20 protein-coding genes are annotated in these 17,324 nt (G+C 64.8%); 10 read left to right on the plus strand and 10 right to left on the minus strand.

Features of this window, described 5'->3' with window-relative positions; all coding sequences use genetic code 11:
• Window positions 1-193: 193 nt before the first annotated feature.
• Complete coding sequence (locus OX459_RS21395; protein WP_289906483.1) at window positions 194-430, minus strand: hypothetical protein; 237 nt, start codon at window positions 428-430, stop codon at window positions 194-196.
• 479 nt (window positions 431-909) lie between these two features.
• Between OX459_RS21395 and OX459_RS21400 the strand changes: the two genes are divergently transcribed.
• A complete protein-coding gene (locus OX459_RS21400) occupies window positions 910-1,410 on the plus strand; it encodes a winged helix-turn-helix domain-containing protein (RefSeq protein WP_010396453.1) in 501 nt (166 codons plus the stop codon).
• Between the two features lie 284 nt (window positions 1,411-1,694).
• A complete protein-coding gene (locus OX459_RS21405) occupies window positions 1,695-2,567 on the plus strand; it encodes a M90 family metallopeptidase (protein WP_289906484.1) in 873 nt (290 codons plus the stop codon).
• 9 nt (window positions 2,568-2,576) lie between these two features.
• Here OX459_RS21405 and OX459_RS21410 read toward each other — a convergent pair whose 3' ends face one another.
• Complete coding sequence (locus tag OX459_RS21410; protein WP_289906485.1) at window positions 2,577-3,278, minus strand: LytTR family DNA-binding domain-containing protein; 702 nt, start codon at window positions 3,276-3,278, stop codon at window positions 2,577-2,579.
• Window positions 3,275-4,912: a sensor histidine kinase gene (locus OX459_RS21415; protein ID WP_289906486.1), complete on the minus strand. Its 1,638-nt coding sequence runs from the start codon at window positions 4,910-4,912 to the stop codon at window positions 3,275-3,277. Before OX459_RS21415 ends, OX459_RS21410 begins: the two co-directional genes overlap by 4 nt.
• 173 nt (window positions 4,913-5,085) lie before the next feature.
• On the opposite strand from OX459_RS21415, the gene OX459_RS21420 reads away from it, so the two are divergent.
• The 7 genes from OX459_RS21420 to OX459_RS21450 all read left to right on the plus strand — a co-directional run bounded on the left by OX459_RS21420 (window position 5,086) and on the right by OX459_RS21450 (window position 11,681).
• Complete coding sequence (locus OX459_RS21420; RefSeq protein ID WP_289906487.1) at window positions 5,086-7,212, plus strand: serine hydrolase; 2,127 nt, start codon at window positions 5,086-5,088, stop codon at window positions 7,210-7,212.
• Window positions 7,213-7,471: 259 nt separating this feature from the next.
• Window positions 7,472-8,302, plus strand: a complete 831-nt coding sequence (locus OX459_RS21425; protein WP_289906488.1) for a transporter substrate-binding domain-containing protein — start codon at window positions 7,472-7,474, stop codon at window positions 8,300-8,302.
• Window positions 8,303-8,322: 20 nt separating this feature from the next.
• The gene (locus tag OX459_RS21430) at window positions 8,323-9,000 is read left to right on the plus strand and encodes an amino acid ABC transporter permease (RefSeq protein ID WP_289906489.1); all 678 of its coding nucleotides are present in this window, start codon (window positions 8,323-8,325) and stop codon (window positions 8,998-9,000) included.
• Entirely contained in the window at window positions 9,000-9,692 is a 693-nt protein-coding gene (locus tag OX459_RS21435; protein ID WP_289906490.1) for an amino acid ABC transporter permease, read from the plus strand. Before OX459_RS21430 ends, OX459_RS21435 begins: the two co-directional genes overlap by 1 nt.
• On the plus strand, window positions 9,689-10,432 hold the full coding sequence (locus OX459_RS21440) for an amino acid ABC transporter ATP-binding protein (RefSeq protein WP_099664867.1): 744 nt from the start codon (window positions 9,689-9,691) through the stop codon (window positions 10,430-10,432). Before OX459_RS21435 ends, OX459_RS21440 begins: the two co-directional genes overlap by 4 nt.
• 126 nt (window positions 10,433-10,558) lie before the next feature.
• On the plus strand, window positions 10,559-11,125 hold the full coding sequence (locus OX459_RS21445; RefSeq protein WP_099664866.1) for a glycine zipper domain-containing protein: 567 nt from the start codon (window positions 10,559-10,561) through the stop codon (window positions 11,123-11,125).
• Window positions 11,126-11,321: 196 nt separating this feature from the next.
• On the plus strand, window positions 11,322-11,681 hold the full coding sequence (locus tag OX459_RS21450) for a hypothetical protein (protein WP_077401630.1): 360 nt from the start codon (window positions 11,322-11,324) through the stop codon (window positions 11,679-11,681).
• Window positions 11,682-11,702: 21 nt separating this feature from the next.
• On the opposite strand, the gene OX459_RS21455 is transcribed toward OX459_RS21450, so the two are convergent.
• Entirely contained in the window at window positions 11,703-12,569 is an 867-nt protein-coding gene (locus OX459_RS21455; protein ID WP_289906491.1) for a universal stress protein, read from the minus strand.
• Window positions 12,570-12,655: 86 nt separating this feature from the next.
• The gene (locus OX459_RS21460) at window positions 12,656-12,976 is read right to left on the minus strand and encodes a hypothetical protein (protein ID WP_150130844.1); all 321 of its coding nucleotides are present in this window, start codon (window positions 12,974-12,976) and stop codon (window positions 12,656-12,658) included.
• Between the two features lie 232 nt (window positions 12,977-13,208).
• Here OX459_RS21460 and phbB point away from each other — a divergent pair, with 232 nt between their 5' ends.
• On the plus strand, window positions 13,209-13,955 hold the full coding sequence (phbB, locus tag OX459_RS21465; RefSeq protein ID WP_289906492.1) for an acetoacetyl-CoA reductase: 747 nt from the start codon (window positions 13,209-13,211) through the stop codon (window positions 13,953-13,955).
• Between the two features lie 180 nt (window positions 13,956-14,135).
• Here the strand turns inward: phbB and OX459_RS21470 are convergent, their stop codons facing one another.
• The 5 genes from OX459_RS21470 to otnI all read right to left on the minus strand — a co-directional run bounded on the left by OX459_RS21470 (window position 14,136) and on the right by otnI (window position 17,270).
• Window positions 14,136-14,507 (minus strand): TraR/DksA family transcriptional regulator, encoded by a 372-nt coding sequence (locus tag OX459_RS21470; RefSeq protein ID WP_251350759.1) that lies wholly within the window; start codon window positions 14,505-14,507, stop codon window positions 14,136-14,138.
• Window positions 14,508-14,616: 109 nt separating this feature from the next.
• Window positions 14,617-15,033, minus strand: coding sequence for a VOC family protein (locus OX459_RS21475; protein ID WP_289899228.1), 417 nt, complete (start codon window positions 15,031-15,033; stop codon window positions 14,617-14,619).
• A gap of 83 nt (window positions 15,034-15,116) precedes the next feature.
• Entirely contained in the window at window positions 15,117-15,578 is a 462-nt protein-coding gene (locus OX459_RS21480) for a hypothetical protein (protein ID WP_099664860.1), read from the minus strand.
• Entirely contained in the window at window positions 15,563-16,381 is an 819-nt protein-coding gene (locus OX459_RS21485) for a hypothetical protein (protein ID WP_289906493.1), read from the minus strand. Before OX459_RS21485 ends, OX459_RS21480 begins: the two co-directional genes overlap by 16 nt.
• Before the next feature lie 88 nt (window positions 16,382-16,469).
• The gene (gene otnI, locus OX459_RS21490) at window positions 16,470-17,270 is read right to left on the minus strand and encodes a 2-oxo-tetronate isomerase (RefSeq protein WP_099664858.1); all 801 of its coding nucleotides are present in this window, start codon (window positions 17,268-17,270) and stop codon (window positions 16,470-16,472) included.
• Between the last annotated feature and the right edge of the window lie 54 nt (window positions 17,271-17,324).

Consider the following 17,324-nt stretch of genomic DNA (forward strand, 5'->3'; position numbering starts at 1 on the left):
TGCGGATTGCCGCATTTTCGGGGCGGTGCGCGCTTGGCTTGCGGGCCACATGCCGGTGAACCTTCAGGGCGTGGCCGACTCCAATCGTAAAAAAACGCGTTGCAAACAGGCTGGCAACGCGTAACTCCCCCGTGGAGTAGGGATGGCGCCGCGCGGGCGCCCGTCTGAGGCCGTGCTGGCCTCGACTGTAGGCTTACTTCGGCGCCGTGGCCGGCGGCAGGGCGGGCGCGGTGGCGGGATCGGTCAGCGGCGCAGGCGGCGTGGTGCTGCCGGGACCCGCGTCCGGCATGGCTGGCGTGACGGGGGCAGGCATCACTTGCGGGGTGGAAGCGGGATTGGGCGCCGTTTCGGGCAGGGGCGGCTCGGCCGGTTTCTTACAGGCGGACAGGGTGACAAGCAAGGCGGCGGCCAACAGGGCGGGCATTTTCATGATGTTTCCTTTGCAAGAGTCGAAGATTCGCGATGCGGGCGGCAGGCGCCGCGCGCGAAGCTTGAATTTATTGCAATGGCGTTTCCGCTTCTGTTCGCTATTTCACTTTGCGCCACGAATGGCGGCACAGGCTCGTCATGCCGGTTTTTTAGATGTCTTTTTTAGATGCCACGAGAGAAAGAATTCAGTAGGGCAATATTTTTCACTTTCTTGCTTCTAATGTTCGTTAACGCACAGACCGCAGCCGCCGACACGGGCATTCTGTGCCCAGACGCTCAGGATTCGTGGTGTTCTGGTATAAAAATTGCCAAGAACTTAACAATCCGGGCTACCGGCAATCGTTTAAAAGGAGTATTCAAATGCATGCAATGACTCAGTCTCACGTGAAGAGCGAATTAAAGGCAGCGCACCAGGAACTTCGTAGCCCCGAAAAAGGCTCGCAAATGGTAGAACGCGCAGCACCTATCCCCCCGGAACGCATGAATCCCATTTCCATGGCACCGATCGAGCGCGTGCGTTCGACGTCGGCCACCCTGCGCCGCATCGAAAACATGCAAAAGCTGATCGGCGAATTGTCGCTGCACGAGATGCTGGCCGACGAAATCGCCTGGTTCCTCAAGTTTTCGCCATCGGGCGCCCGCAAATACATCCGCGACCTGCGCGAAGCGGGCGTGATCGAACTGGCCCGCTACATCGAAGGCACCGCCACCTACCTGGGCAAGGCAGTGTACCAGCTGACGCCAGACCCTGAGCGCGTGCGCGCCTTCCTGGCCGCCATCGTCCAGCCAAAACGCGAAGGCGCGCCACCGCGCAAGGATCGTCCAGGCTTGCGCGAGCAAAGCATGGCAGGCAGCGGCCGTCACTTCCACATCCTGGCCGATGACACGCATTACGCCATCCGCGTCAACCGTGGTCCCGTGACGCGCGATCCGCTGGTGGCAGCCCTGTTTGGTGCGCCGCAGCAGAAAGCTGCCGAGTAATAGTTACGGCGCCTGAACGGCCGCCTGGCGGCTGGCGGGCGTAATACTTGTGGTTCGTATTATCAGACGCATGTCGAAAGCCGGGTTGCGACCCGGCTTTTGGCGTTGTGCCGAACCATCCGAGGTGAGTCGATTGAACGTGGTCTGATTGAAAAGACTGCAAGCATCCCCATGTGGGCTGGACTGCTGCCCGCGCCGTGCGGGTTCACTTGAAGGAGCTTGTCCTTGTCTGCCTACGCCGTGTTCTCCTGCATTGCTCCCATTGTCCTGAAACGGGCCGCCGCATGAACCCGCTGCTGTGGATCGCCCTCGTCACGGCGGCCATCGTCTTTTCGCTGTGGTTCCCCCGCTGGCGTCTGAAGCGGGCCCTGGCGAAACCCTTGCCGGCCGCAGGCTTGGCCGTGCTGGAAAACAATATCCCCGTCTATCAGCATATGCCGGCGCCGCAGCAGGAGCAGTTGCGCCGCCTCGTCGTGCAATTCCTGTATCAAAAGAAATTCGTCGGCTGCGGCGGCCTGGAAATCACGGACGAGATGCGCTACACCATCGCCGGCCAGGCTTGTTTGCTGCTGCTGAACCGCCAGACGCAGGTGTATCCCGAACTCGACACCATCCTCGTGTATCCCACGGAATTCATCGTCACGCGCAATGAAGTGGGGCCGGGCGGCGTGGTGACGCCGTCGGCGAATGGCTTGCTGGGCGAATCCTGGGGCGATGGCCGCGTGGTGCTGGCCTGGGACCACGTGCAGCGGGGCGCGGCCGACTGGAGCGACGGCCACAATGTCGTGCTGCATGAATTTGCCCACCAGCTCGACAGCGAATCGGGCGCCGCGAATGGCGCGCCCTACCTGCCTAGCGTGTCGAGCTACCGCAGCTGGGCCACCGTGCTGTCGCGCGACTTCGACAACCTGCGCCACGACGCCATGTACCAGCAGCAAAGCGTGATGGACCATTACGGCGCCACCAATCCCGCCGAATTCTTTGCCGTGGCCACGGAAACCTTCTTTGAAAAGCCGTACCAGATGGCGGAACACCATGAAGAACTGTATGCGCAATTCTTGCAGTACTACAAGGTCGACCCGCGCGACTGGATGGCGCCGCCCGTGGAACCCGAACACATGGCCTCGCCATTCCCCAACTACGCACCGCACTGGTAAGCGGGAACGTCAGCCCAGCAACCGCTGTTTCAGCGCGGGATAGCTGCTGCGCGACACGGGGATGCCCGTGCTCGTCTGCGTGTCGAGCGCGTATTTGCCGCCCGCGCCGATCTGCAGCCGCTTGAAACCCAGGCTGTTGACGATGTAGGAGCGGTGCACGCGCAGGAAGTGGGGCGGCAGCAGGGCCATGAGCTTGTCGATAGGCAAGTCGTGAAAGCATTGCTCGCCGCTGCACAGCACGATATTGCTGTAGTGGCCATCGGCTTGCACGTGGTCGATGTCGGCCATGGCGATCCATTCCAGCGCCCCCCGTTTCTTGACGGACAGCGAAGCCGCTTCCGTGTGCCGCCCCGTATAGCGTTGCAGCGCCTTGTGCAGGCGTTCGCGGCTGAAAGGCTTGGCGACGAAATCGAGCACGCCGAATTCGAAGGCCGTGATCGAGCGTTCCGCGTGGGCCGAGACGATGATGGTCTGGAAGCGCGCATCGGCGGCCAGGCGCAGCAAATCATAGCCGTCCGCGCCGTGCAGGTTCAAATCCAGCAGCAGCAGGTCGATCTGCTCCTGCCCTTGCCCCTGCGCCAGGGTGGCCAGCGCTTGCGGCACATTGTCATGCAGTACGAGATTGCTGAGGCGCGCGCCGAAATGCGCGCGCACTTCGCGTTCCAGGCCTTGCGCGATCAGCGGTTCATCTTCCAGTATCAACACATTCATGGCGTCGCCGGCAAGGTAAAGGTGAGGCGCCAGCCTGCCGGATGCTGTGCGCAGGCATAGTTTGCCGCATCGCCGAACACGGCGTGCAGGCTGGCGCGGATGTATTGTTCGCCCACGCCGCTGCCCGCATGGGGGCGCGCTTCGCCTTCGGGCAGCAGCAAGGTAAGTATTTGCGTTTGCGCATGTTTTTCGATGCGCAGGATAAAGGACGCGCCGTGGCGGTAGCGGTTGTGGCTGAATGCATTTTCCAGCGCCGTCAGCAACAGGGCGGGCGGCACGGTGATGCCCGCCGCCTCGCCGTCGAACTGCAGGCGGCACGGCTGCTGCAGCCGCGTGCCCATGATGCTCAGGTAATTCTCGCACAGGGCCAGTTCCTGCGTCAGGGCAATGCTGGGCTGCTGGGCAAACTCGTTGAGCATGCGCAATTCGGCCCCCAGCGCCTCGATGAAGGTTTCCGCCGCCTGCGGCGATTGCGCGTTGAGTTCGCTGATCAGGCTGAGGGAATTCATCAGGAAGTGCGGTTGCATGCTTTTGCGCAAGAGCTGGTTTTCCAGCTGCTGGGCGCGCGCTGCCTTGCTGCGTTCGCGCAATAGCTGCGCCAGCAATTGCGCGCATACAGGCAGCAGCAGGAAGCACACGACGAGGGCGAAGCCGCCTTCGGCAAACTGGCTGCCCGTCAGCAGGAACAGGGCGCACGACGCCAGCGCGATCAAGGTGCCGCCGCGGCTGCCCGGCAGGCGGCGCCACAGGGCGACCAGGTTGAGCGCCAGGCTCGCCGCCAGGCCCGTCAGAAACATCAGCCAGCAGCGCGCGTCGAAATGCGTGGGCAGCGCGCCGGCCAGCGCGATGCCCGCCAGCAGCACCGCCGCCGCCAGCGGCCAGCGGGGCAGGCGGTAAGCCGTATAAAAATACAGGGGCAGCAAGGCGGAAAACAGCCAGGTCAGGGCGCTGACGGCGTACAGGCGCGGCATGTGCGAGGGATAGGCATAGCCGGCAAAGCTGCGCCACAGTTCCGCCACCAGCAGCAGCCCCGCCGCCAGGCACAGCGCCGCAAACATGGCCCAGTGCCGCTGCCGCTGGTACAGTACCGTCAAGGCGAGAAACAGCAGGGCGACGGCGCCCAGCGCCCCGGCCAGCAGCAGTGGCGGCAACCGGTACCAGGCCAGCGCCGCGCGGTAATCGTGCCGGTCGACCAGGTACAGCGCATAGAATGGCGATGCCAGGTGAACCGGCACCTGCTGCGTCGACAGCAGCAGGCGCAGGTGGTGCGTGCCCATGGCCAATTGCTGCGGCCTCAGGTGGAGGGCGAAATCGACGTCGCCCGCGCGTTCCCCGCTGGCCTGGCGGGCCGGCTGGCCATTGCTGCCGATCAAGACCCCATCGAGCCACAGCTCGCTGGAAGCCAGCGCCGACAGCACCAGCAATTGCGTCGACGACGGCGTGGCGGCCAGGGCGACATCGCGCTCGACGCACAGCAGCTGGCCCGGCCGGACCAGCTGCTGCAGCGAGGCGGGCGCGGAAGCCGTGTTGCCGCAGGTGTGCCAGCCGTCGTCCAGCGAGAGCGGATGCATGGCGCAGGCGAAAGAGGGCAAGGCCAGGCAGCACAGCAACAGGTAGCGGAAGAGGGAGGGCATGGCGGGCATTGTAGCTGCTCATTTACTACCCCTTTGCAACATTTTCAGCCGTTTCGGTGCCGTTCGTGCGGGCCACGTGCATTTCGTGCACGGCCCGCCAACGGCGTGTGAAAGACACTTACCATGCATCAGCGCCGTGCTGTGCACACGGCCCTCACCATGGAATCATGACTATGCAAAGCAGCAAATACTACGGTTTCGCCGGCGCGCTGGCGCTGTTCTGCGGCGTGGCGCAGGCCGCCTCCGCCGCATCCTCTGTTTCACCCGCTGCTCCGTCCGCCGCGCTGGCCGCGCGCCTGGCCGATTTCGACGGCTGGGCGGCCCGGCGCATGGGCGCGGAGCGCATTCCGGGCGTGACCGTCGGTTTCAGCCAGGGCGACGTGGAATGGGTAAAAGGCTACGGCTATGCGGACCTGGAAAACCGCGTGCCGGCCACGGCCCAGTCCAGCTACCGGCTGGCGTCCGTCACCAAGCCCATGACGGCGGTGGCCATTTTGCAACTGGTCGAACAGGGCAAGATCGACCTGGATGCGCCCGTGCAAACCTATGTGCCGTATTTTCCCGTCAAGCCGTTTCCCGTGACGGTGCGCCAGCTGCTGGGCCACCTGGGCGGCATCGACGCCTACCGCGACAGCAGGGTGGAACAGCATTTCAAGGAGCACAAGGATACGCGCCAGTCCATCGCCGTCTTCGAACAGTTCGACCTGATCGCCGAACCGGGCACGCGCTTCCGCTACACCAGCTATGGCTACAACCTGCTGGGCGCCGTTATCGAGGCCGCCTCGGGCGAAAGCTATGGCGGCTACATGCGGCGCCACGTGTGGGGGCCGCTGGGCATGGACGCCACCGTGATGGACGACCCGGACGCCGTGATCGCGCACCGCGTGCGCGGCTACCGGCTGGCCGGCAAGGAGTTGAAGAATTCGGAATTCGTCGACATCAGCAGCCGCTTTTCGGCCGGCGGCACGCGCGCCAGCGTGCCCGACATGCTGGCCTTTGGCCGGGGCGTTCACGCAGGCAAGATCTTGTCGGCGGCCAGCGTGGCCGTCATGGTGCAGCCGATGGCCACGCGCGCGGGCCGCTTGACGAATTACGGCATGGGCTGGGAAATCTTGCCGACGGGCGGGCGCTACGCCATCGCCCACGGCGGCCAGCAGCCGGAAACCGTCACCTACCTGTACAGCTTTCCTTCGCGCAAGCTCACCATCGCCGTCGCCGCCAATCTCGAGCGCGTCAATCCCGAGGCCTTCGTGCAGCGCCTGTTCGAAGTGGTCACGGGCGAACCGTGGCAGCTGAACACGTATATTGCCGATGCGGGTGCGCAGCGCGCTTACCGGGTGGCGCAAGGCTTGTTCGAGGAGGGCAGGGCGCATGCCGAGCGCACGGATCAAGCATATGCCGATGCGGCCGCCACGCGCGAGGCATTTACGCAAATCAATCTGCAAGCGCTGGCGCCGGACGCCCAGGCGGCGCGCGCTTATATCGATGCGGCCCGCCATCCCGCAGGCGGCCGCGTGTTTCTCACGGCTGGCGCCAGCATGGCCAGACAGCTGCGCGAGGCGGGCATCGACCTGAATCAATACTCGCGCGGCGGCGCGCTGGCATTTGCGCGCGACTATATCCGCTTGTCGCAAGATGCAAAGGCCGGCACCGTGCCCCGTTTCGACGCCGCCTTCGAGCAAGCCATCGTGGCCCTGGCCGCCAGCTGGGACCGCACGGCCGCCATCGCGTGGCCGGCCGCACCCGTCTCCATCGCCGCACGCGATAGCCAGCTGCGCACGGCCTTCCGCGGCCAGCGCGCCTATCCCGATTTCGTGCCCGAGCTGCTTGATCTGGCGCAAGCGTCGGCCGCGCGCGGCGAGGCGGATGCGGCGCTGGCGGCCAGCCGCCTGGCCGTGGAACTGTATCCGCTCAGCGACCGCGCGCATGCGCTGCACGGCTTGACCTTGTTGCGCGCCGGAAAGACGGAACCCGCGCTCGCGGCCCTGCGCCTGGCGCTGGCCCGCGACCCGCTGGGCGCGGCCAGTCCGGCGGCGCTGAACCTGGAAGCGTACCGCCTGAAAGGCGGCGGCGCCGTGGCGCAAGGCATGGCCGTGCTGCAGGCGGCCGCCAGCCTGCATCCGCGCGACGCGAATCTGCAGGACAGCCTGGCCGAGTTTTATGTGGAGCAAGGCTTGCGCCCGCAGGCGGTCGAGGCGTACAGGCAGGCGCTGCAGCTCGACCCCCGCTATCCGGGCGCCGTGGGGGCCAGGGCGGCGATCATCCGACTCGGCGGCGAGACGAAGGCGCTGGCGCCTTAGATGACGCCTTACAACACCTAACAAAACCGTAGCGAGCGGAAGGAAGGCTCGGCGCCCCCGTTGGCTTGAGAAGCGCAACTGTACGAAGGTACGGGGGCGCCGAGCCAGTGAGCATCGCAGACCGCAAATTACGACGCGCAGTAGGTTTTGATAGGTGTTCTTAGATGAATTCTGCATAAGCAAGGGTGAAAAGATTCCTTTTTGGAAATAAGAGCGCTGCGGTCTAATGGCGGCATTCATTGTCCACCAGAGGAATTCCATGCAGACCCGCCTACACTTCGCCGCGCTTCTTTTCACCTCCATCGCCTTCACGCAGGTGGCGCAAGCGGACCAGCTGGCCGCGATCAAGGCGAAGGGCGAGCTGGTCTGCGGCACCCTGGGCACGGACGAGCCGAACAGTTTCATCGACGTCAAGTCGCGCCAGCTGGTCGGCTATGAAGTGGACCTGTGCCGCGCCATCGCCCAGGGTCTGGGCGTCAAGCCGGTGATCAAGCAGCTGGCCGTGGCTGCCCGTATTCCCGAACTGCAGCAGGGCCGCATCGATATCCTGACGGCATCCTTGACGCACAACAAGGAACGCGAAGCGCTGGTCGATTTTTCCCTGTCCACGTTTTATACGGGCCAGCGCGTGCTGGTCAAAAAAAGCAGCAATATCACGACGGTCGCTGGCCTGGCTGGCAAGAAAGTGCTGACCGTCAAGGGCGGCACGCAGGAACCGAATATCCGCAAGGCCGTGCCCGGCGTGGACGTGGTGACGTTCGAGACGGCGGGCCAGGCCTATCTGGGCTTGCAGCAAGGCAAGGGCGTCGGCTATGTCGACGATGAAGTCTCCTTGCTCAACAACTACGCCAAGCTGGGCGCCGCGCAAAAGGATTACATTGTGCTGCCGCAAAACATCAGCCAGGAAGTGTTTGCCTTCGGCATCCGCAAGGGCGAGACGGGCGTGAAAACCGCCGTCGACAAGGTGTTGCGGGAACTGGAAAAGTCGGGCGAGGCGGAAAAACTGTTCTTCAAATGGTATGGCCCGACGAGCAATGTGAAATTCCAGAAACGCACATTTAAAATTGAATCGGACAAGATCGACGCCTGAACCTTGCCTGACTCTTCCGCATGTTTGATCTGAATTTTTTGCTGGCCGGCGACTACCGCGACTGGTTGCTGTCTGGCTTGCTGCTGTCATTGCAACTGATGGGCATCACCTTGCTGTTGTCGCTGCCGCTGGCGTGCGGCGTGGCCATGCTGCGCCTGGCGCCGTCGCGCCTGCTCAACGGGCTGGGCGCCGCGTATGTCGAGCTGATCCGCAACGTGCCCTTGCTGGCCCACTTCCTGTTCTGGTATTTCGGCGCGCCCGAATTGTTGCCCGACGCCTGGAAGGAGCGCTTGTATGCCGGCAATATCGAAGCCGTCAGTGCCGTCACGGCCCTGACTTTATATACGGCCGCCTACATGGCGGAAGACATCCGCAGCGGCATCCGCGCCATTCCTGCCCAGCAATTCGAGGCGGGCCGGGCGCTGGGCTTCGGCTTTCTCGCCACCATGCGCCTGTGCATCGTGCCGCAAGCCTTGCGCCTGGCCGCGCCGCCGCTGCTGTCGCAAACCCTGAACCTGTGGCAAAACACCAGCATCGCCACCGTCATCGGCGTGGCCGAGCTGATGTACCAGACGCAGCGCGTGGAAGCGGCTTCGTTCCGCAGCGTGGAAGCGTTCGTCTTCGCCAGCGTGGCCTATCTGGCCGTTTCCCTGGTGATCGCGGGCCTGGCGGCCTTGCTGCAAAAGAAGGTGTCCTGATGCTGGAACTGATCCACGATTACTGGCTGTATTTCCTTGTGGGACGCTATCCCGAGGGGCCGCTGGGCGGCCTGGCGCTGACGGTGCTGCTGGCCAGCCTGGCGCTGGTGCTCAGCCTGCCATTCGGCTTGCTGCTGGGGCTGGCGCGCCTGAGTCCCTGGCGCCTGCTGCGCTGGCCCGTCGCCGCGCTGATCCACGTGGTGCGGGGCATCCCCTTGCTGCTCGTCATCTTCTGGGCGTATTTCTTCCTGCCCAGCCTCACCGGCCATGAAAGCGGGCAATTCGGCACCATGCTGGCAGCCCTCGTCATCTTCGACGGTATTTATCTGGCGGAAATCGTGCGCGCCGGCGTGCAAGCCGTGCCGAGTGGACAGGTGGAGGCGGCCCTTTCGCTGGGCTTGAACTATCTGGACAGCATGCGCACGGTGGTGTTGCCGCAGGCGCTGCGCCACATGCTGCCGTCCCTGGTCAACCAGTTCGTCTCGACCATCAAGGAAACCTCGCTCGGCACCATCATCGGCCTGGCCGAAGTGTCGTTCATCGCCTCGCAAGTCAATGGCCTGGTGCTGACGAAACCCGTGCAAGTGTATTTCTTGCTGGGCATGACGTACTTTGTTTTATGTTTCAGCCTGTCGCGCGCCGCCTTCTGGCTTGAGCGGCGCCAGGCGCGACTCTTGAAAGCGGCTGCATGATTACCTTTGACAACGTCAACAAATACTATGGCGAGTATCACGCCTTGAGCGGCATCAATGAACACGTCGCCAAGGGCGAAGTACTGGTGGTGTGCGGGCCGTCCGGTTCCGGCAAGTCCACCCTGATCCGCACCATCAACCGGCTGGAGCCGATCGCCTCGGGCCGCATCACGGTGGCGGGCCAGGACATCCACGCGCCGGGGCTGGACGTGAACGCCTTCCGTTCGCATATCGGTTTTGTTTTCCAGCAATTCAACCTGTTTCCGCACCTTTCCGTGCTGGACAATTGCGCGCTGGCGCCGCAGCGCTTGCGCGGCCTGAGCCGCAAGGAAGCGGAAGAGCGGGCGCTGGCCCTGCTGGAACGGGTGGGCCTCGCGCACAAGGCGCGCGCCATGCCAGCGGCCCTGTCGGGCGGGCAGCAGCAGCGCGTGGCGATTGCCCGCGCGCTGGCCATGCAGCCGCCGCTGATGCTGTTCGATGAACCGACCAGCGCGCTGGACCCGGAAATGGTGGGCGAAGTGCTGCAAGTGATGCGCGACCTGGCGCAGGGCGGCATGACGATGGTGTGCGTGACGCATGAAATGGGCTTTGCGCGCGAAGTGGCGGACCGCGTCTGGTTCATGGATCACGGGCAAGTGCTGGAACGGGCCGCGCCCGAGGATTTCTTTGCGCGGCCTCAACATGCGCGCGCACAACAATTCCTGTCGGATATCCGCAGCCCCTTCAGCGCGTCTGCTTGAGTGAGCATATGATTGGGCATGGGAGTAAGCGGCTGTGTGCGTAAGCGAACGGTATCCTGGCGTTGTCTGGCGCACGCTATCGAGGCGGCGCATGGTGCGCCAGCAGCCGACGAGGAGGGCCGTATCATGTCACGCATCATCGCAGGTCATTTTCAGTTGCAGGAACAGATCGACGTCGCGCGCGCCGCGCTGAACCAGGCGGGCTTTTCCGACAGCCGCATCAGCGCCTTTTTTGTCAACCAGCCGGGGCAGCATGATCTGCACGCGCTGGGCGGCGACCGCGACATGTCGCCGGGCGCGAAGGAAACGCCGGAGGGCGTGGTGGAAGGTGTGGCCGTCGGGGCCGCCTTGGGCGCGGGCATCGGCGCGGCCACCGCCCTGGCGACAGGGCCGCTGGGTCCGGTCGTCGGGGCGCTGGTGGGCGCCCACGTGGGCTCGCTCTACAGTTTCAACAAGATGAAGGAAGCGGGCGAAGCCGAGAAGAATGGCGAAGACAACGGTGAAAACCGCCGCCAGCCACGCCATCCGGGCATGCTGATCGCCGTCGCGCTGGGCGGCCTCGACGAGCGCGAACGGGCGCTCGAGGCGCTGCACCGGCTGGGCGCCGAGCATATCGAGGAAGCGGAAGGCACGATCGCCAATGGCGACTGGCATGATTTCGATCCGCTCAGCATTCCCGTGCTGGTGGCGTGAATTGGCGCTTCTGTGGCGCAAGATGCATAAATTCCGCGCTGCATGAAATTTAGGTATGATCCTTGTTAGTATTAGTAATTATTGGTAAACAATGCCGACAGGGATAGTTTCCGCGCGCCCGAAGTGACACTGGACCAAGGTGACTGCCCGTAGTACTTGCCTCGCATGCTAACGAGTATGGATAGGAGGGCGCGTCATGACACAGGCATGGTTCATTCTGACACGGGCCGATGGGCGCGACATCTGCGCGCCCTCGCCGGCACAGCTGGCCGATGCGCTGGCCGAGGTCTACCGCGGCGGCGCCGTCACGCCGGACGGCAGCCCGGCCGCCGTCCTGTTGCGCTTTGGCTACGACGATGGCTTGATGTATCAGGTCGAGGTCGCTAGCGGAGGCGAAGTCACTTTCGAGGAATGGTCGGACCGCGATTGTGAAATCGCCCTGGCCACGCCGCGCCACATGTCGGCCCTGCCGCAGGACGCGGCCCTGCAGCTGTGGCAGTGGCTGGCGCAGCGCCAGGTGGCGAAGATCCGCAGCCAGCCCTGGCAGGGCGGCTAGTCCTGCCATCAGTCCGCCCGCCTAGTGCGCCATCAGCACGGGGATCGTCATGCTTTGCAAGATCGTGCGCGTGACGCCGCCCAGGATGGTTTCGCGCAGGCGCGAATGGCCATACGCCCCCATCACCAGCAAGTCGGCCGACAGGTCGGCCGCCTGCGACAGCAGCGCTTCGCCGATATCGCCGCGCCGCACGCCACCGCCATCGAGCATATGCAGCCGCGCTTCCACGCCGTGGCGCGCCAGGTAGTGCGTCAGTTCCGCGCCCGGCTGTTCGCCGTGCTCGGCGGCGTGCACCTGGGCGTCGAAGATGGCCACGTGGACTTGTCCGGCGCGCTGCAGCAGGGGCAGGGCGGCGCTCACGGCGCGGCTCGCTTCCTTGCTGGCGTTCCAGGAAATGAGCACATTGCGCGCGGCCGCCGGCGGCGCCAGCCGGGGCAGCGGCGGCGCATACGGCACGATTAGCACGGGACGGCCCGAATGCAGCAGCACATAGGCGGGAAAGTCGCGCATCACGGACGGCGATTTATCGCTGGCATTGTATTGGCTGATGACGACCAGGTCCGCATAGCGGGCCAGCAGGCTGATGCCGCCCGCCGCCTCGTCGTCGAGCACGCGCTGTTCGAACGAAGCGACGCCGGCCGCACGCACCTGCGCCTCGAAACCGTCGAGCGCGCGCGTCGCCCGCTCGCGCAGAAAATTGAGGTGCAAGCTCAGGTTCGGGTCCGCATCGAGGTCGGGCTGGTTCTGGTACAGCAGGCGCGACACGCCCGTCAGCGCCACGCCCGTCAGGTGGCCGCCGCACGCCTGGGCGATGCTGGCCGCCGCGTCGATACGTGCGGCGCGCCCGGCGCTGTCGTCGATGTGGAGCAATACGGTCTTGTAGGTCATGGCCTGTCCTCTCGCTGTGCAGTAGTGGCCATTCTGGCACAGTCCCGGGTGCCGGCCGCGCACGACTGCGGCCGGTGCTTGTTGCCTCAGCTCATGGCGATGATGATGATGTCGGCGTCGCAGTTGCGGTAATGAATCACGATGACGATGACGCGCCGCAATTGCGCCGCCTTTTGCGCCACCTCCAGCATGGCGCGGCTGGCGCGGTTCTTCATCGTCACCTGCACTTGCGAGGCATCGCTGACGGGGATGCCCATGGCTTTCAGCGCCGCTTTCGGGTTGGCCATCAGGGCCAGCGCATGCTGTGGATCGAGCTCCGCCTGATGCACGGATTCCACGTCGCTCATGCCGGGATTGATATCGTTGAACAAGTCCCTCAATGCTTCTGTGTCGTCCTGGATTTCCATCGCGTTCTCCCTGTGAATCTTACCGTCAAGCAAAGTCCGCACGACTTGCCTGTCGAGGTGCCATCACCTCTTCGAGGAGTATAATTTTGATAATTATCTCTGCATGGATGCAGCGCAGACGGACGCTGCAATACGCAGGCTCAGCCTTTGATCTGGCGCAATGCCCGCTTCAAAAGTGCCACCTACACTTGATCCCACGCAGAACAACCATAACAAGCGGGGAGAGACAGCAATGAAGGAACAAAAGGTAGCACTGGTCACGGGCGGCATGGGCGGCCTGGGCACGGCCTTGTGCCGGCGCCTGCATGCGGCGGGGTTTGCCGTTGTGGCCGCGCATACGCCGGGCAATGCGCGGGTGGGCAGCTGGCTCGACGAACAACAGGCGCAGCAGTATTATTTCCACCCGCTGGCCCTCGACGTGGGCGATTTCGATGCCTGCAGCGAGGCCGTGGCAAGCGTGCTGGCACAGTTCGGCCGGATCGACGTGCTGGTCAACAACGCCGGCATCACGCGCGACCAGAGCATGCGCAAGATGGAATTGCCGCACTGGGCCGAGGTGATGCGCACCAATCTCGACAGCCTGTTCAACATGAGCAAGCAAGTGCTCGAACCGATGCTGGCCAACCGCTGGGGCCGCATCATCAATATCTCGTCCGTCAACGGCCAGAAGGGCGCGTTTGGCCAGTGCAACTATGCGGCCGCCAAGGCGGGCGTGCACGGCTTCAGCAAGGCGCTGGCGCTGGAAGTGGCGCGCCACGGCATCACCGTCAACACGGTCTCGCCCGGCTACCTGCGCACGCAGATGGTGACTGCCGTGCCGGCCGACATCCTGGAAACGAAGATCCTGCCGCAGATTCCCCTGGGCCGCCTGGGCGAGCCGGACGAGGTGGCGGCTCTGGTCGCTTACCTGGCGTCCGACGAGGCGGCCTTCGTCACGGGCGCGAATATCGCCATCAATGGCGGGCAGCACATGAGTTAGGCAAGCTGGCAGCTTGCAGGAGGGCAATGGCAGTAGAGGAGACCCGTCCACCCAGCCGGCGCACAGAAGCTGGCAGGGGACGCAAGGCAGCAGCAAGGAAGGAAAGCAGGGGGCAGGGCAGCGATGCCTTGCCCTTTGTCATGCAGCAACGGCTGGTGACATGCCGCGCCGCTGCCCGGCCTAGCGCTGGGCTTTTTCCAGCCGCGTCTGGCAATCGATGCACAGGCGCGCTTCGGGGCGCGCATTCAGGCGCGACAGGCCGATGGCTTCGCCGCAGTTGTCGCACAGGCCGTAGCTGCCGTCGGCAAACTTGGCCAGCGCGTGCTTGATGATGGCCAGCTGCGCCACGTTGTGTTCGGCCGCTTCGCTGACGAGGGCGTTCAAGGTGCGCACGCTGGCGTTGTCGGCCGGCGAGGCTTCGATTTCATTGAGCAGCGAGGCGCGCGCGTCCGCTTCGGCCGCTTCATTCTCGATCTGTTCCAGCAACGCCAGCTTGCGTTGCTCCAGCACGCCCTGCAGGCGTTGCAGCTGGTCTTGCGGCAATCCATTCATGGCCATCACCCGTTAAGAGTCTGTCCTATATGGTAGTCCAGGATGGGCGACTCTGCTTGCGCTACCACCCGCGCCGCGTTTGACGCGGCGCAGGCTGGCAGCGGCCGTTCTATGCTGGTTCTTTCAGGCAGTTGATCATCCAGGCGACGCCGAACTGGTCTTTCAGCATGCCGAAGCGCTTGGCCCAGAATGTTTCCGCCAGGGGCATCTGGATGGTGCCGTCGCGCGCCAGCGCGTCGAAGGCCCGTTCCGCCTCTTCCGGCGTGTCGACGGTCAGGCAAATCGCGCTGCCGCTCATGCCCTTGGCGCCCTCGTCGCAGCCGCCGTCCGAGCCCATCAGCATGGTCGGCCCTAGCTGCACGGAGCCGTGCATGATCTTGTCGTACCAGTCTTCCTTGACTTGCTCCTGGGCCGGCGAGCCCCGATACGGCATCAGGCACAGGTCGCTGCCATGCAGGTGCTGGCGGTAATATTCCAGCGCTTGCGCGCAGTTTCCATCGAATTGCAAATACGGTTCGATACGCATGTTGGTCTCCTCTGGTCATCGCCCCGCAGGCACGATTGCCAGGCGGGGACGTCCCAGTATAGGCGCTTGCCAGCCGATTTCAATCAGTCCGGCGCCATCTCTTGTAGCCGCTCACGCACCTTGCCCAGGGCGCCGAGGATGCGCTCGGGATTGCCGGCGAGAACGGCGCTGCCCAGGTGCAACAAGCTCGTCGCCAGGCTGATCCAGTGCCGCACGTCGTCGTTGCGGGCGATGCGCAGGCGCACCGTGTCGAGCAGGCCGCTGAGCTGGCGCTGCGCCGTTTCCAGGCCCGCCACCGTGTGCCCGGCCGCATCGGCATACAGCTGGTTGGCTTGCTGGCGCAAGGCCACTTCCAGGGCGAAGACGGCTTGCGCCTGGCTCAGGCTGATGCCATTTCCCCCCTGGCTGGCGCGCTTGCGGATGGCGCGCATGACGGCGCCGTGCAAGGTGACGGCCGCCTGCGACAGGCTGTCGGCCAATTGCTCGACGCGCATGGCGCTGCTGAGAGCCGCTTCGCGGCGTTCGCTGCCTACCGATCCGTCCATCTTGCCTCCGTGGTGGTGAGGGCGGCGGCGAGCTGGGCGTGTTCGCGCCCCAGTGCCGCCAGTTGCCGGCGCGCCAGGGTATGGCGCAGGCCCGCCAGGCGGTATTCCTCGGTTTTGCTTTGCTGCATGTTTTTCGCCAGCACGGCCAGCAGGCGCTGCTGCGGCGTGTCCGCATACGCGATTTCCACGTCGAGCAAGCCGAGCACCATGTCGCGCTCGTTATCGCCGCTCTTGTCGTACAGCGCCAGCAAGCTGTCGAGCGCGGCCAGCAGGGCTTGCAGCGGCGCATCGCCCTCGTGCAGCACTTGCGCCAGGTGCGCTTGCTGGCCGGCCGCGCCGCCCAGGCGCGATAGTTGCTGCAGCAACAAGGTGTAGGCGCTGACATGGCGGTCGTCGATGCCGCTGCCCGGCCAGGCGCGGATGGCGGCACCGGCGCCGGCCAGTTCGGGCTGCACGTCATACGCATCGGCATCGGCCAGCCGGCCCAGCGCCTGCAGGTACAGGCGCACGGCCTGCGCCAAACGCGCCACGTCCGCCTGCGCGGCGCGGCGCTGCGCATCGAGCAGGCGCTCGCGCGCGTCTTCGGCCGGCGACAGATAGGGGCGGGCGCGCTGGTAAGTGTTCACGTGGCGCTGCGCCAGTTCGTTGAAGGCGGTCAAGGCATCGGCGCCGGCCGCCAGGGCGCGCACTTGCGCCAGCTCGGGGCGCGCGGTGGCGCAGCCGCACAGCACGGCAGCCAGGAAGAGGCTCTGGCACAGCTTCAGGCAAAGGGCGCGGCGATGGCGGGCGGGCAGGGTGGACACGGCACCTCTCGACAGGAAATACTGTATGGAAAGGTATTGTCGTGCCGGCTTGCGCCGGCCGCCTTGTGCGGGCGCAAGCGCGCTGCGATCAGGCGCCCGGCGTGCCTGCTGTGCCCGTCAATTGCTCGCGCCAGCCCAGTCCCGCGACGGTGTCGCTGGCGGGGCGGTATTCGCAGCCGACCCAGCCTGCGTAGCCGACCTGGTCCAGCAGTTTGAACAGATGGCGGTAGTTGATCTCGCCCGTGCCCGGTTCGTGGCGGCCCGGCGTGTCGGCGATCTGGATGTGGCGGATCAGGGGCAGCAGGGCGCGGATGGTGTTGCTCAGTTCCCCCTCCATGCGCTGCATGTGATAAATGTCGTATTGGAGGAAGACATTGCCGCGCTGGCAGTCGGCGATGATGTCGGCCGCCTGCTGGCTATGGTTCAGGAAGTAACCGGGCATGTCGTAGCGGTTGATCGGCTCGATCAGCACGTTGATGCCATGCGGACGGCAGGCGTCGGCCGCATATTGCAGGTTGGCAATCAGGCTTTGCCGCGCCCGCTCCAGGCTCATGCCGGGCGGCACGATGCCGGCCATGCAGTGCAACTGCTTCGCCCCCAGCGCCAGCGCGTAATTGAGCGCCAGTTGCACGTTGCCGCGGAATTCCTCGCCCCGCCGCGGATCGCAGGCGATGCCCCGCTCGCCGTGTTCCCAGTCGCCGGGCGGAAAGTTGAAGAGGGCCAGATGCAGCTGGTGGCGTTCCAGCCGCATGGCGATCTGCCGCGCCTCGACGGCATAGGGGAAAAGAAATTCGACGGCATCGAAGCCCGCTTCCCTGGCGGCGGCAAAGCGGTCCAGGAAGGGCAGTTCGGTAAACATCATGCTGAGGTTGGCAGCGAAGTTCGGCATGGCAGCACGCAGGTGAGGATGATGGGCACTATCCTAGCCCAAATCGGCAAATGG

The organism is Janthinobacterium sp. SUN026 (assembly GCF_030397625.1).
Classification (GTDB): domain Bacteria; phylum Pseudomonadota; class Gammaproteobacteria; order Burkholderiales; family Burkholderiaceae_D; genus Janthinobacterium; species Janthinobacterium kumbetense.

Coding starts and splice junctions, on each gene's coding strand:
- OX459_RS21470 (WP_251350759.1), bottom strand. CDS start 14,507: ATGAATGGATTGCCGCAAGACCAGCTGCAACGCCTGCAGGGCGTGCTG.
- otnI (WP_099664858.1), bottom strand. CDS start 17,270: ATGCCGAACTTCGCTGCCAACCTCAGCATGATGTTTACCGAACTGCCC.
- OX459_RS21460 (WP_150130844.1), bottom strand. CDS start 12,976: ATGGAAATCCAGGACGACACAGAAGCATTGAGGGACTTGTTCAACGAT.
- OX459_RS21425 (WP_289906488.1), top strand. CDS start 7,472: ATGCAGACCCGCCTACACTTCGCCGCGCTTCTTTTCACCTCCATCGCC.
- OX459_RS21455 (WP_289906491.1), bottom strand. CDS start 12,569: ATGACCTACAAGACCGTATTGCTCCACATCGACGACAGCGCCGGGCGC.
- OX459_RS21440 (WP_099664867.1), top strand. CDS start 9,689: ATGATTACCTTTGACAACGTCAACAAATACTATGGCGAGTATCACGCC.
- OX459_RS21395 (WP_289906483.1), bottom strand. CDS start 430: ATGAAAATGCCCGCCCTGTTGGCCGCCGCCTTGCTTGTCACCCTGTCC.
- OX459_RS21430 (WP_289906489.1), top strand. CDS start 8,323: ATGTTTGATCTGAATTTTTTGCTGGCCGGCGACTACCGCGACTGGTTG.
- OX459_RS21435 (WP_289906490.1), top strand. CDS start 9,000: ATGCTGGAACTGATCCACGATTACTGGCTGTATTTCCTTGTGGGACGC.
- OX459_RS21450 (WP_077401630.1), top strand. CDS start 11,322: ATGACACAGGCATGGTTCATTCTGACACGGGCCGATGGGCGCGACATC.
- phbB (WP_289906492.1), top strand. CDS start 13,209: ATGAAGGAACAAAAGGTAGCACTGGTCACGGGCGGCATGGGCGGCCTG.
- OX459_RS21410 (WP_289906485.1), bottom strand. CDS start 3,278: ATGAATGTGTTGATACTGGAAGATGAACCGCTGATCGCGCAAGGCCTG.
- OX459_RS21480 (WP_099664860.1), bottom strand. CDS start 15,578: ATGGACGGATCGGTAGGCAGCGAACGCCGCGAAGCGGCTCTCAGCAGC.
- OX459_RS21445 (WP_099664866.1), top strand. CDS start 10,559: ATGTCACGCATCATCGCAGGTCATTTTCAGTTGCAGGAACAGATCGAC.
- OX459_RS21415 (WP_289906486.1), bottom strand. CDS start 4,912: ATGCCCTCCCTCTTCCGCTACCTGTTGCTGTGCTGCCTGGCCTTGCCC.
- OX459_RS21405 (WP_289906484.1), top strand. CDS start 1,695: ATGAACCCGCTGCTGTGGATCGCCCTCGTCACGGCGGCCATCGTCTTT.
- OX459_RS21400 (WP_010396453.1), top strand. CDS start 910: ATGAATCCCATTTCCATGGCACCGATCGAGCGCGTGCGTTCGACGTCG.
- OX459_RS21475 (WP_289899228.1), bottom strand. CDS start 15,033: ATGCGTATCGAACCGTATTTGCAATTCGATGGAAACTGCGCGCAAGCG.
- OX459_RS21420 (WP_289906487.1), top strand. CDS start 5,086: ATGCAAAGCAGCAAATACTACGGTTTCGCCGGCGCGCTGGCGCTGTTC.